Origin of the sequence: Periweissella beninensis, from assembly GCF_016908275.1 — a bacterium.
GTDB lineage: Bacteria > Bacillota > Bacilli > Lactobacillales > Lactobacillaceae > Periweissella > Periweissella beninensis.
Genome location: NZ_JAFBDN010000003.1, coordinates 52,329 through 64,608 on the forward strand (window position 1 = coordinate 52,329; position 12,280 = coordinate 64,608).

Consider the following 12,280-nt stretch of genomic DNA (forward strand, 5'->3'; position numbering starts at 1 on the left):
GGTATGAGCATTAAAGCTGAGGAAATCAGTGCTCTCATCAAGCAGCAATTAGCAAATTATCAAGATGAGCTTACAGTTGAAGAGACTGGAACCGTAACATATGTTGGTGACGGTGTTGCGCGTGCTCATGGCTTAGATAATGCGATGGCTGGTGAATTGGTTGAATTCTCTAATGGTGTTTATGGTATGGCACAAAACCTAGAATCAAATGATGTTGGTATCGTTATTTTAGGTGATTACTCAAACATTCGCGAAGGCGATATTGTTAAAAGAACTGGCCGTATCATGGAAGTACCAGTTGGGGAAGCAATGATTGGACGTGTAGTTAATGCGTTAGGTCAACCAATTGATGGGCTTGGTGAAATTAAAACAGATAAAACACGCCCTGTCGAAGTAAAAGCTCCAGGGGTTATGCAACGTAAGTCAGTCTTTGAACCACTACAAACAGGGATTAAGGCGATCGATGCTTTAGTACCAATTGGTCGTGGCCAACGTGAACTAATTATCGGTGACCGTAAGACTGGTAAGACTTCATTAGCCATTGACGCTATTTTAAATCAAAAAGATCAAAACATGATTGTTATCTATGTTGCGATTGGACAAAAAGATTCAACAGTAAGAACGCAAGTGGAAACGCTTCGTAAACTAGGCGCATTGGACTATACAATTGTAGTTACGGCTGGGCCTTCAGAACCTGCACCAATGTTGTTTATTGCCCCATATGCAGGTGCTGCGATTGGTGAAGAATTCATGTACAACGGTAAACATGTTTTAATCGTATATGATGATTTGTCAAAACAAGCAACCGCTTATCGTGAATTATCATTAATTCTTCGTCGGCCACCTGGTCGTGAAGCATATCCTGGTGATGTTTTCTATCTTCACTCACGGTTGCTTGAAAGAGCTGCTAAGCTAAGTGATGAATTAGGTGGTGGGTCAATGACGGCTTTACCATTTATTGAAACACAAGCAGGTGATGTTTCAGCATATATTCCAACCAATGTTATCTCAATTACCGATGGGCAAATATTCTTGGATGCTGATTCATTTTATTCAGGTGTTCGCCCAGCGATTGATGCCGGAACATCTGTTTCCCGAGTTGGTGGGGATGCACAAATCAAAGCAATGAAGAAAGTTGCCGGTACGTTACGGCTTGATCTTGCTTCCTATCATGAATTGGAATCATTTGCACAATTTGGTTCTGATTTAGATGCAGCTACACAAGCTAAATTAGCACGTGGACGCCGTACTGTTGAAGTCTTAAAGCAACCATTACATAAGCCAATGCCAGTTGAACACCAAGTGTTGGTTCTCTATGCATTGACACATGGCTTTATTGATGATGTAGCAGTTGATGATATTCAACGCTTCCAAGATGAGTTGATTGAGGCCGTTAGTGCATCACATCAAGTGCTTTTTGATGAAATCTTAGAAACAAAGAATTTACCTGCGGAAGATAAGATGGATGCAGCTATTAAAGAATTCAAGGAAACCTTCCGAGCTTCAGACGCTAAGTAATAGCAAATTTAAAAGTTAGGAGGGTTAATAAATGCCAGCTTCATTACAAGATATTCAACGGCGTATCGGGTCGACTAAAAAAACCGGTCAAATTACTAGCGCAATGCAAATGGTGTCAACAGCTAAGTTAAATCAAATTCAACATCACACGGCAGGTTATCGGGTATATGCTGAAAAAATTGAAAGTGTAGTTGCCCACATTGCACAAAGTAATGTTTTAGCTAAATCACAAGCCGGTTCATTATGGGCTGTACGTGAGGTCACTAAGACAGGTATATTAGTGGTTACTTCTGATCGAGGTTTAGTTGGAAGTTACAATAGTAATGTGCTAAAACAAACACTTGATTTTATTGCATCTAATCAGCTAAATTCAGAAAATACAGTTATTTTGGCAGTTGGTGGAACAGGTGCTGATTTCTTCAAAAAACGTGGATATAAGGTAGCATATGAATATCGTGGTGTTAGTGATGTACCACGCTTTAATGAAATTCGGACAATTGTGAAAGCAGTTTCAACGATGTTTACTAATGAAGATTATGATCGCTTATTTGTTGCCTTTAATCACTACATTAACCGAATTTCAAATGAGTTTCAGGTACATCAGCTATTTCCAATTACGAGTGAGTCGTTAACCAAAGTCGCAGAGAATGTAACTGAGGCTACCAAACTAACGGCGAGTTATGAGATGGACCCATCACCTGAAGAAATTTTAGCAGCCGTATTACCTCAATATGCTGAAAGCGTTCTATATGGTTCAATTTTAGATGCTAAAACAGCTGAGCATGCTGCTAGTTCAAATGCTATGAGTTCAGCATCAGATAATGCTAAAGATGTAATTGCACATTTAGAATTACAATTTAACCGTGCACGACAAGCCGCAATTACCACCGAAATTACTGAAATTACGGGTGGTATGGCAGCCTTAGAATAAAATTTAACTTAATTTGAGAAAGGAACTAACGTAACTATGAGTACTGGTAAAGTTTTACAAGTTATCGGTCCAGTTGTCGATATTGAATTTCCTTTAGACAATAAGTTGCCAGATATTAACAATGCTTTAATCATTAAGAAAGATGAAACAGCAACATTAACAGTTGAAGTTTCATTAGCTCTAGGTGATGGGGTTGTTAGAACCATCGCGATGGATTCAACAGATGGGTTACAACGGGGAATGGAAGTTACTGATACCGGTAAACCAATTTCTGTACCAGTTGGTGAAGCCACCCTTGGTCGGGTGTTTAATGTCTTAGGAGAAACAATCGATAGTGGCGAAAAATTTGGCCCTGATGCTCCACGTGATCCAATTCATCGGGAAGCCCCAGATTATGACCAATTAGCAACTTCAACGGAAATCTTGGAAACAGGAATTAAGGTTATTGATTTACTTGCACCATATATCCGAGGTGGTAAAATTGGATTGTTTGGAGGAGCGGGAGTTGGTAAAACAGTTCTAATTCAAGAATTGATCCACAATATTGCTTCTGGACACAATGGTATTTCAGTCTTTACGGGGGTTGGTGAACGAACTCGTGAAGGTAATGATATGTATTATGAAATGAAGGAATCAGGCGTTTTGGAGAAAACAGCCATGGTTTATGGGCAAATGAACGAACCACCTGGTGCCCGGATGCGTGTAGCATTAGTCGGCTTGACAATTGCTGAACACTTCCGTGATGTTAATGGGCAAGATGTGTTATTGTTCATTGACAATATTTTCCGATTTACACAAGCTGGTTCAGAAGTTTCAGCGCTACTTGGAAGAATTCCATCAGCAGTTGGGTATCAACCAACATTGGCGACTGAAATGGGTCAATTACAAGAACGAATTACTTCAACAAAGCGGGGATCAGTTACTTCAATTCAAGCGGTTTATGTGCCTGCTGATGATTACACTGATCCCGCACCAGCAACAACTTTTGCCCATTTGGATGCAACTACTAACTTGGAACGTGCCTTAACACAACAAGGTATTTATCCAGCGGTTGATCCATTGGCATCAACATCATCCGCACTTGATCCACAAATTGTTGGGCAAGAACACTATGATGTTGCAACAGAAGTTCAACACGTCTTACAACGTTACCGAGAATTGCAAGATATCATTTCAATTCTAGGGATGGATGAATTGTCTGATGAAGAAAAGACTACGGTTAACCGGGCTCGTCGGATTCAGTTCTTCTTATCACAACCATTCTCAGTGGCTGAGACATTTACAGGTTTAAATGGGGAATATGTTCCAGTTGCTGAAACTGTTCGCTCATTTAAAGAAATTCTTGAAGGTAAGCATGATAACTTACCAGAAGATGCTTTCCGGAATGTTGGTGTAATTGAACAAGCGGTTGAAAAAGCTAAGAAAATGACTGCTAAGTAAGGAGGCTCTTATGGCTGAACATACCTTAACTGTTAGTATTGTAACTCCAGATGGTGTTATTTATAGCCAAGATACTGCTAAATTAGTTGTTTTGAATACATTGAGTGGGAATGTTGGGGTTATGGCCAACCACCAACCAATCGTTTCAGCCCTTAAAATTGATGATGTCAAAATTAAGTTGGTTGATGATAAAGAACAACATGTAGCTGTTAATGGTGGCTTTGCGGAATTTTCAAACAATACAATGACAATCGTTGCTGACAGTGCGGAAACGCCAGATCATATTGATTTAGCGCGTGCTCAAGCTGCCCAACAACGGGCACAAGAACATATTAGCCATGCTAATGAGGTGCATGATCCAAATGAACTTGCTAGAGCAGAGGTTGCTTTAGCACGTGCCGTTAATCGGATTAGAATTGTTACTGGCGGTAAATAAACAAAAAAGATTGGCATTTTTAGTGCCAATCTTTTTTGATACATATTATAATTTGACTAGAGACAATTAAAGGAGTAATAAAATGACGACCGGATTAGTAGCACTTTTTAATATTAGTATAGAGTTATTGTTTATTTATGTTACATTTTTAATTATTAATCAAATTCCATTTGAACATATTGTTAAAAATGCTAAATTTGTGCCAATCTTAAAACTGTTTTTGGCAATTGGGTTAGGCTTTTTAGTTAGTTCATTCTTAATAACTTTTATTCAACAGGTGCAAGATTTACACGGAATTGTGCAATAAAATTTAAAGAAGTTCAAAAGACCTTAGGATAGTTTTGAAGCTAGCGGTTGGTAATGTTATAATTGTTTATATTTTGAATTTTTAGATAACAAAGGGAGATATAAAAAAAATGGCAAAAGATATCGGAATCGACTTAGGAACGGCAAACGTTCTGATTTATGTCGAAGGAAAAGGAATTGTATTAAACGAGCCATCGGTGGTTGCGGTTGATGCTAAAACTGATCGTGTGTTAGCGGTTGGGGAAGATGCATATCAAATGGTTGGCCGGACTCCAGGCAATATTCGTGCAATTCGGCCATTACGTGATGGAGTAATTTCGGATTTTGATGTTACTGAAGCGATGTTAACATACTTTATTAATAAATTAAATGTAAAGGGTTTTATGTCAAAGCCAAATATTATGATTTGTGCACCAACCAATATTACTGAAATTGAACGAAAAGCAATTATTCAAGCAGCTGAAAAATCAGGTGGTGCTAAAGTTTATCTTGAATATGAACCAAAGGTTGCAGCAGTTGGTGCAGGGTTAGATATTTTTAAAGCATCTGGTAATATGGTTATTGACATGGGTGGTGGAACTTCAGATATTGCAGTTTTATCACTTGGTGATATTGTAGCATCAGAATCAATTCGTGTTGCTGGTGATCGGATGAATTCTGACATTGTAGGGTATATTAAACATAATCATAATTTGGTTATTGGTGAACGGACGGCTGAAACGATTAAAATTGAAATTGGGACGGCAATTCAACAGGCCGAACCTAAAAAAATGGATGTCCGGGGCCGTGATGCCTATGATGGTATGCCACGTTCAATTGAAATTGATGCCAATGAAATTGAAAAGGCATTGCATGACACATTAGCACAAATTGTAAACGCTGCGCATGGTGTTTTAGCAAAATTACCACCAGAATTAGCGTCTGATATTGTTGATCGTGGTATTATGCTAACTGGTGGTGGTTCATTACTAACTGGAATCGATGAATTAATCGCTGCTGCCTTGCAAGTGCCAGTTGTGATTTCAGAATCACCACTTGATAATGTGGCCCAAGGGGCTGGCGAATTACTTGAGCATATGAATAGTAAAAAATCACGGTTTAGTAAGTAATGAGTAGCATTTTGATCTGGGTAGTACGCCAATACCAACGGCTTATCTCACCACTTTTTCCACCAACATGTCGTTATTATCCAACATGTTCGGCCTATACTATTGAAGCCTTAAAAAGGCACGGAGCACTAAAAGGGGGCTTGATGGGAATGGCGCGAATTTTAAGATGTCATCCATTGGTAAAAGGTGGTTTTGATCCAGTTCCAAGTAAGTTTAGTTTACGACGAAATACTAATCCAGACGATATTGAGCGCTTAAAGAAAAAATAAGTTAGGAAAATTACATGGCAAAAAAGGATAAAACAATTGCAGTACAACTGGAAGAAAAACCAAATAATGAATTAGCTGTTGTGATTAGTAAGCATGAAGTTGGTAATATTATTCCTAAAGATAACGGCTATCTTGGTAAAATGGGCGATAAAAAATTTGATGGATTATCAATTAAGATTGTTTTAAATCAAATGATTGCTGAATATAATTTACACGGCTAGGAAGTTGCACCAAGATTACATGGAATGGAGATGAATAAAATTGAATAATATACGATCAAACAAGCACCAGCCAACTGCTGATGATTCAAGAATCGATTGGGGGATTATTTTTGTAGTACTGATGCTTGCGCTGATTGGTCTAGCATCAATATATGTCGCTGCATCTCATGATTCAAGTGTTACAAGTGTGTTTCGGGTTATGTTGCCACAGCTACTTTGGTACATTATTGGTACAGTGATTGTAATTGTCTTAATGCAGTTTGATGCCGAACAATTATGGAAAATTGCGCCGCTTGTGTATGGCATTGGCGTATTTTTATTAATTGCTGTTTTATTCTTGTACTCAAGAGCCTATGCACAAAATACCGGTGCTAAAAGTTGGTTTGCTATTGGTTCCTTAACGTTTCAACCATCAGAGGTAATGAAGCCGGCTTTTATTTTAATGATGGCCCGAGTAGTTACTTTGTATAATTCTAATCATCCTAATCGTAATTTAAAATCGGATTGGCGGTTATTGGCGATTATGACAGGTTGGCTATTACCGGTTTTAGTACTATTAAAATTACAAAATGATTTTGGAACAATGTTAGTTTTCATTGCTATTTTTGGTGGAATTGTGCTAGTTTCTGGTATATCATGGAAAATTTTAGGCCCAATTATTGGGATTGGCATAACTGTTGGGGCAACTGCTTTAACTTTTGTTACGACTACTTGGGGCCGAAATATCTTAATGCATATTGGCTTTAAAGCTTATCAATTTGATCGTGTCGATAACTGGTTGAATCCCTCACAAGATACTAGTAACTCTGGGTATCAATTATGGCAGTCAATGAAAGCAATTGGGTCTGGTCAGCTAAGTGGTAATGGCTTTAATGTGATGCATGTCCATGTTCCAGTTCAAGAATCAGATATGATTTTTTCAGTAATTGGTTCTAATTTTGGCTTTGTAGGTGGGCTATTACTTATTCTATTGTACTTTTTATTAATTTATCAAATGATTAGAGTTACTTTTGATACAATGAATGAATTTTATGCGTATATTGCGACGGGTGTTGTGATGATGATTTTATTCCACGTTTTTGAAAATATTGGTATGAGCATTGGTCTTTTACCACTAACGGGAATTCCTTTACCATTTATATCACAAGGTGGCTCTGCACTACTAGGTAATTTAATCGGTGTCGGGTTAATTATGTCAATGCGTTATCATTATAAGAGTTACATGTTTACAAATCGTAGTTCATTTAGCGAAAAATAGGAGAAAATTTATGGCTGAAGATTGGTATTGGCAAGAAGAAAAGGCAGATAGCGTTCGCTTGGGGATAACGACAGCAACGCAAGAAGAATTAGGCGATGTTGCATATGTTGAATTACCCAAGGTAGACACTAAAATTGCGGCAGGTGAATTCTTAGTTAGCATAGAAGCGACTAAAGCAGTTTTAGATTTTGATAGTCCGTTTAATGGAATAATTACGAAAATAAATGCACAATTAATAGACCAACCAGCTAATTTAAATAAAGCTAAGCATGCGGATAATTGGTTAGTTGAGATTCAAAAAGATAATGATTAGTTAGCTGGCCTATAACCTTGAGCCTTGCATCGGGATTTAAAACCGATGTAAGGCTTTTTATATTACTTAAATAGACTAGTTTTTAAGTTTATAATAATGGCAACTGACCAAACCATATTAATAATATTAGTAATCTATATATATACCAATATTGTTAATATAGTGAGAAAAGGATTGTTTATCGTTTTTTTATACGTATATCTTTTTTAGAAAGCGCTTTCAAAAACGCTAATAAAATGCTAAGATATAGCCATGCATATAGCTAATATGTCATCAACGGGAGGATATTATATGACAGTCAAAATTAATTTTGATGAACAACACCAAATTTTCCATCTTACTAACCAAAAGATATCCTATATTTTAGGAATAGAAGAAGGCCAGTTATTAGCACAACTATATTTTGGTAAAAAAATAACAAGCTATCATAATAGCCGTAGATATCCAAGACTAGATCGAGGCTTCTCACCCAATTTGGCTGGACAACCTGCAGAAATAGATCGAGGATTTTCTAAGGATGTGTTGCCACAAGAATATAGTGGTAATCAGACAGGTGATTATCGTCAAACCGCAATTAATTTAACTGATGATGTAAATGGCGCAAGTGCTGCAGATTTCCGGTATGCTGATTTTAAAATCGTTAGTGGCAAACCACATTTAAAGGGATTACCACAAACGTATATTGAAAAAAGGGATGAAGCACAGACACTAATTATTCATTTAATTGATGCGACGCTTAGGACTAGCTTATATTTATCATATACGATTTATGATCAACGAGCAGTGATAATTAAATCTGCTAAGTTAGTAAATAATAGCGATCGTATAATTAGGATCGATAAAATAGCATCGGCTCAACTAGATTTACCAAAAAATAATTTTGATTTAATTAGTCTATATGGCGCACATGTCAATGAACGGCAAATTCAAAAAAATGAACTACCATTTGGTATCACTGAAATTAGTAGTCGTCGAGGAAGCAGCTCACATCATTTCAATCCATTTATTGCTTTAGTTGATAAGCATATATCTGAAACGAGTGGTGAAGCAATTGGCGTGCAATTAGTTTATTCAGGAAATCATCAATTTACGATTGAAAAGGACTATATTCAACAATTGCGGATAATTACGGGGATTAATGAATATGGTTTTAACTGGCAATTAGCACCAACTGCTGAATTTCAAACACCTGAAGTAATTTTTGCATACACAGATAAGGGGTTAAATGATTTATCGTTGACCTATCATAAATTATTAAGAGAGCGAGTTGCTCGTGGTAAATTCAAATATGCTAAGCGACCAATTGTTATTAATAATTGGGAGGCGACATACTTTGATTTTAATGCGACAAAAATTAAAGCAATCATTGATAAAGCAGCACCGCTTGGCATTGAAATGTTTGTTCTAGATGATGGATGGTTTGGTAAGCGTGATGATGACAAATCCTCACTAGGGGATTGGTACGAATATGTTGATAAACTAAGTGATGGTGGTGGATTAGCCAATTTAGCTGAAATGGTACATAAAAAGAATATGCAATTTGGACTTTGGTTTGAGCCAGAAATGATTTCGGCCGACTCTAAGTTATATCGGCAACATCCTGATTATGCATTAACGATTGACAATCGGGAAATGACACCATCTCGTGATCAATATGTCTTAGATTTTTCAAGAGATGAAGTTGTTGATAATATTTTTAATCAAATTTGCCAGATTTTAGATACGGTAAAAATTGATTATATAAAATGGGATATGAATCGACATTTAACAGAAGTTTATTCACATGCTTTGAATAATACTAAGCAGGGTGAAGTTTATCATCGCTATATGTTAGGAGTTTATGATTTAGCCGAACGCCTAGTAACAAAATATCCTGATATTTTGTTTGAAGGTTGTTCTGGTGGTGGTGGACGGTTTGATGCCGGTATGCTTTACTATTTCCCACAATCATGGACATCAGATAATACAGATCCAATTGCACGATTAAAAATTCAATATGGTACATCATTAGCATATCCATTATCAAGTATGACAGCGCATGTCTCAGCATCGCCTAATCATCAAACGGGCCGACAAACAAGTTTGGCTATGCGGGCGGGAGTAGCATTTGCTGGGGTTTTAGGATATGAATTAGATTTATCAAAGCTAACAGATGATGAGTTAAAAACAATTGCAATGCAAATTGCCTTTTATCAAAAGCATTGGCAATTACTTCAATATGGTGATTTTAAGCGAATTAAGAGTCCCTTTGAGGAAAATGAAGTTGCATGGGAATTTGTCTCAGCAAATCAAGAAGAGGTTATGTTATTTAATTATCGAATTTTATCAGAGGCACAACCCAGTTTTTCAATTACAAAATTAACTGGTTTGAAGGATAATTATTTATATCAAGAAACAACGACACATCACCAATATTATGGAGATGAATTGATGAATGTGGGCTTATATGATGCCCCAGTAGCTAAGCAAGATTTCACAGTTACAATTAAACATTTTAAAAAGATTAAATAATTAATGACAAACATAAAGAAGATTCATTTTTATGTTTAAGACTAAGGAGAATACCATGAGTAATCAAAATAATTTTGGTTTAAAATCTAAAATTGCCTATGCTTTCGGAAATCTCGGGCAATCAGCATTTTACAATGCCATGAGTACTTTTTTTATGGTTTATGTTACAAGTGTCATGGTGGATGGACTTGATAAAAGTAGTGCTACTAAAACAATCGGAATGATTACGTCATTAGTTGTAATTATTCGGTTAGCAGAAATATTTTTTGATCCTATTATTGGAAATATTATTGACAATACAAAAACTAAATGGGGTAAATTTAAACCATGGCAAATTATTGGTGGGACAATTAGTAGTTTATTATTAATCATTATTTTTACCGGTGTTTTTGGACTATCTCATGTTAGTACAGTTGGCTTTGCCATTGCATTCATCATAATTTTTGTTATCTTAGATGTCTTTTATTCATTTAGAGATATCTCTTATTGGGGAATGATTCCTGCACTAAGTGAGGATAGTAAGGAACGTGGTGTTTACACTGCTTTGGGAAGTTTTACTGGTTCAATTGGTTATAATGGGCTAACGATGATTGTGGTTCCCGTAGTAACAATGGGTACTTACTTAGCCACCGGGAAACATGAACAAGGAGCAAGTGGGTGGTTAGCTTTTGCTGTTTTTGTTGCTATTTTAGGAATTGCCACCTCATCAGCAGTTGCTTTTGGGACTAATGAGGTGAACAGTGTGATTCGCGCAAACGAAGAACATACAACGATTAAGCAAGTTTTTCAAGGAATTGCGCACAATGATCAAGTATTGTGGACAGGCTTAGCATACTTGTTATACGCAGTTGCTAATGTGGCAACTGGTGGGGTGTTATTTTACTTATTTAAGTATGTTTTAGATGCACCAAATGAATTTTGGATTGCTGGATTAGTGCCAACTATACTAGGATTATTAGCTGCACCTGCTTATCCAATTTTAAATAAGTTTATACCACGACGCTATTTATTTATCGGTGGGATGATCTCAATGATTTTAGGCTATAGTCTTTTCATTATTTCAAGTGATAGTCTAATTGCGGTAATCATTGCCTTGATTTTATTTTACCTACCAGGAACATTTATCCAAATGACGGTTATTTTATCATTAACGGATTCAATTGAATATGGTCAATTGAAAAATGGTGTTAGAAATGAGGCGGTAACGTTATCAATTCGGCCAATGCTTGATAAGATGGCAGGGGCCTTTTCAAATGGAATTGTTGGATTTATTGCTGTTGCTGCTGGGATGACTGGTACCGCTACTGCAAGCAGCATTACGAGTGCCAATATTCATACATTTAAAATATTTGCGTTTTACACACCACTTGTATTAATTGTTTTATCATTATTGGTTTTTACGTTTAAAGTTACAATTTCTGAAAAGAAACATGAAGCAATTGTAAATGAATTAGAGGCTAAACTAATCCATAATGAAATCACGGTCACTGATACACCCATATCGTCGAAAACAGTTGAAATTATGGCTCCAGTAGACGGTGAATTAGTTCCCTTAGCAGCGATTACTAACCCACAAATGGGTAAATTAAGTGAACTACAAGGATTTGCAATAAAACCAAGCGATGGAAAAATTTATGCGCCATTTACTGGAAAAATTGAATTTACTTTTTCGACAAAACACACCATTGGTATAGTTGATGATAATGGCACTGCCGCAATCATCCACATTGGCTTAGAAACAGTTAAATTGCGTGGTGCAGGTTTTGTTACGTATTATATGGATCAACAAATTGTTAATAAGGGAGACTTATTAATTGAATTTGATCGCGAACTAATTAGAAAAAATGGGTTTGACGATGTTGTTTTAGTCATAATTCCAGATCAAAAGCATCATAAAATCAACCAACAAATTACTGCCCAACAAGTAACTAATGGGCAAAGAATCTTAACAATTACTACGATTTAAAA

General features: G+C 36.5%; 12 protein-coding genes. All 12 read left to right on the plus strand.

Annotated features, from left to right (window positions below; translation table 11 throughout):
• Positions 1-3: 3 nt before the first annotated feature.
• The 12 genes from atpA to JOC59_RS01880 all read left to right on the plus strand — a co-directional run bounded on the left by atpA (position 4) and on the right by JOC59_RS01880 (position 12,278).
• The gene (atpA, locus tag JOC59_RS01825) at positions 4-1,518 is read left to right on the plus strand and encodes a F0F1 ATP synthase subunit alpha (protein ID WP_205143097.1); all 1,515 of its coding nucleotides are present in this window, start codon (positions 4-6) and stop codon (positions 1,516-1,518) included.
• 31 nt (positions 1,519-1,549) lie between these two features.
• The gene (locus JOC59_RS01830; RefSeq protein WP_205143098.1) at positions 1,550-2,449 is read left to right on the plus strand and encodes a F0F1 ATP synthase subunit gamma; all 900 of its coding nucleotides are present in this window, start codon (positions 1,550-1,552) and stop codon (positions 2,447-2,449) included.
• A 36-nt stretch (positions 2,450-2,485) separates the two neighbouring features.
• On the plus strand, positions 2,486-3,889 hold the full coding sequence (gene atpD / locus JOC59_RS01835; RefSeq protein ID WP_205143099.1) for a F0F1 ATP synthase subunit beta: 1,404 nt from the start codon (positions 2,486-2,488) through the stop codon (positions 3,887-3,889).
• Between the two features lie 10 nt (positions 3,890-3,899).
• Positions 3,900-4,325 carry a F0F1 ATP synthase subunit epsilon gene (locus tag JOC59_RS01840; protein WP_205143100.1) on the plus strand — a complete coding sequence of 142 codons (426 nt, stop codon included), beginning with the start codon at positions 3,900-3,902 and terminating at the stop codon, positions 4,323-4,325.
• An 82-nt stretch (positions 4,326-4,407) separates the two neighbouring features.
• Entirely contained in the window at positions 4,408-4,632 is a 225-nt protein-coding gene (locus JOC59_RS01845) for a DUF1146 family protein (protein WP_205143101.1), read from the plus strand.
• 109 nt (positions 4,633-4,741) lie between these two features.
• Positions 4,742-5,740, plus strand: coding sequence for a rod shape-determining protein (mreB, locus tag JOC59_RS01850; RefSeq protein WP_205143102.1), 999 nt, complete (start codon positions 4,742-4,744; stop codon positions 5,738-5,740).
• Positions 5,740-6,009: a membrane protein insertion efficiency factor YidD gene (gene yidD / locus JOC59_RS01855; RefSeq protein ID WP_205143103.1), complete on the plus strand. Its 270-nt coding sequence runs from the start codon at positions 5,740-5,742 to the stop codon at positions 6,007-6,009. The genes mreB and yidD overlap by 1 nt, the downstream gene beginning before the upstream one ends.
• Before the next feature lie 14 nt (positions 6,010-6,023).
• Positions 6,024-6,230, plus strand: coding sequence for a DUF2969 family protein (locus tag JOC59_RS01860; protein WP_205143104.1), 207 nt, complete (start codon positions 6,024-6,026; stop codon positions 6,228-6,230).
• Between the two features lie 49 nt (positions 6,231-6,279).
• Positions 6,280-7,488: an FtsW/RodA/SpoVE family cell cycle protein gene (locus JOC59_RS01865; protein WP_375792753.1), complete on the plus strand. Its 1,209-nt coding sequence runs from the start codon at positions 6,280-6,282 to the stop codon at positions 7,486-7,488.
• A gap of 10 nt (positions 7,489-7,498) precedes the next feature.
• A complete protein-coding gene (locus JOC59_RS01870) occupies positions 7,499-7,801 on the plus strand; it encodes a glycine cleavage system H family protein (protein ID WP_205143105.1) in 303 nt (100 codons plus the stop codon).
• Positions 7,802-8,092: 291 nt separating this feature from the next.
• On the plus strand, positions 8,093-10,312 hold the full coding sequence (locus JOC59_RS01875; protein ID WP_205143106.1) for an alpha-galactosidase: 2,220 nt from the start codon (positions 8,093-8,095) through the stop codon (positions 10,310-10,312).
• A 55-nt stretch (positions 10,313-10,367) separates the two neighbouring features.
• Positions 10,368-12,278, plus strand: coding sequence for a sugar MFS transporter (locus JOC59_RS01880; RefSeq protein ID WP_205143107.1), 1,911 nt, complete (start codon positions 10,368-10,370; stop codon positions 12,276-12,278).
• Positions 12,279-12,280: the final 2 nt, after the last annotated feature.

Coding starts and splice junctions, on each gene's coding strand:
- atpA (WP_205143097.1), top strand. CDS start 4: ATGAGCATTAAAGCTGAGGAAATCAGTGCTCTCATCAAGCAGCAATTA.
- JOC59_RS01830 (WP_205143098.1), top strand. CDS start 1,550: ATGCCAGCTTCATTACAAGATATTCAACGGCGTATCGGGTCGACTAAA.
- atpD (WP_205143099.1), top strand. CDS start 2,486: ATGAGTACTGGTAAAGTTTTACAAGTTATCGGTCCAGTTGTCGATATT.
- JOC59_RS01840 (WP_205143100.1), top strand. CDS start 3,900: ATGGCTGAACATACCTTAACTGTTAGTATTGTAACTCCAGATGGTGTT.
- JOC59_RS01845 (WP_205143101.1), top strand. CDS start 4,408: ATGACGACCGGATTAGTAGCACTTTTTAATATTAGTATAGAGTTATTG.
- mreB (WP_205143102.1), top strand. CDS start 4,742: ATGGCAAAAGATATCGGAATCGACTTAGGAACGGCAAACGTTCTGATT.
- yidD (WP_205143103.1), top strand. CDS start 5,740: ATGAGTAGCATTTTGATCTGGGTAGTACGCCAATACCAACGGCTTATC.
- JOC59_RS01860 (WP_205143104.1), top strand. CDS start 6,024: ATGGCAAAAAAGGATAAAACAATTGCAGTACAACTGGAAGAAAAACCA.
- JOC59_RS01870 (WP_205143105.1), top strand. CDS start 7,499: ATGGCTGAAGATTGGTATTGGCAAGAAGAAAAGGCAGATAGCGTTCGC.
- JOC59_RS01875 (WP_205143106.1), top strand. CDS start 8,093: ATGACAGTCAAAATTAATTTTGATGAACAACACCAAATTTTCCATCTT.
- JOC59_RS01880 (WP_205143107.1), top strand. CDS start 10,368: ATGAGTAATCAAAATAATTTTGGTTTAAAATCTAAAATTGCCTATGCT.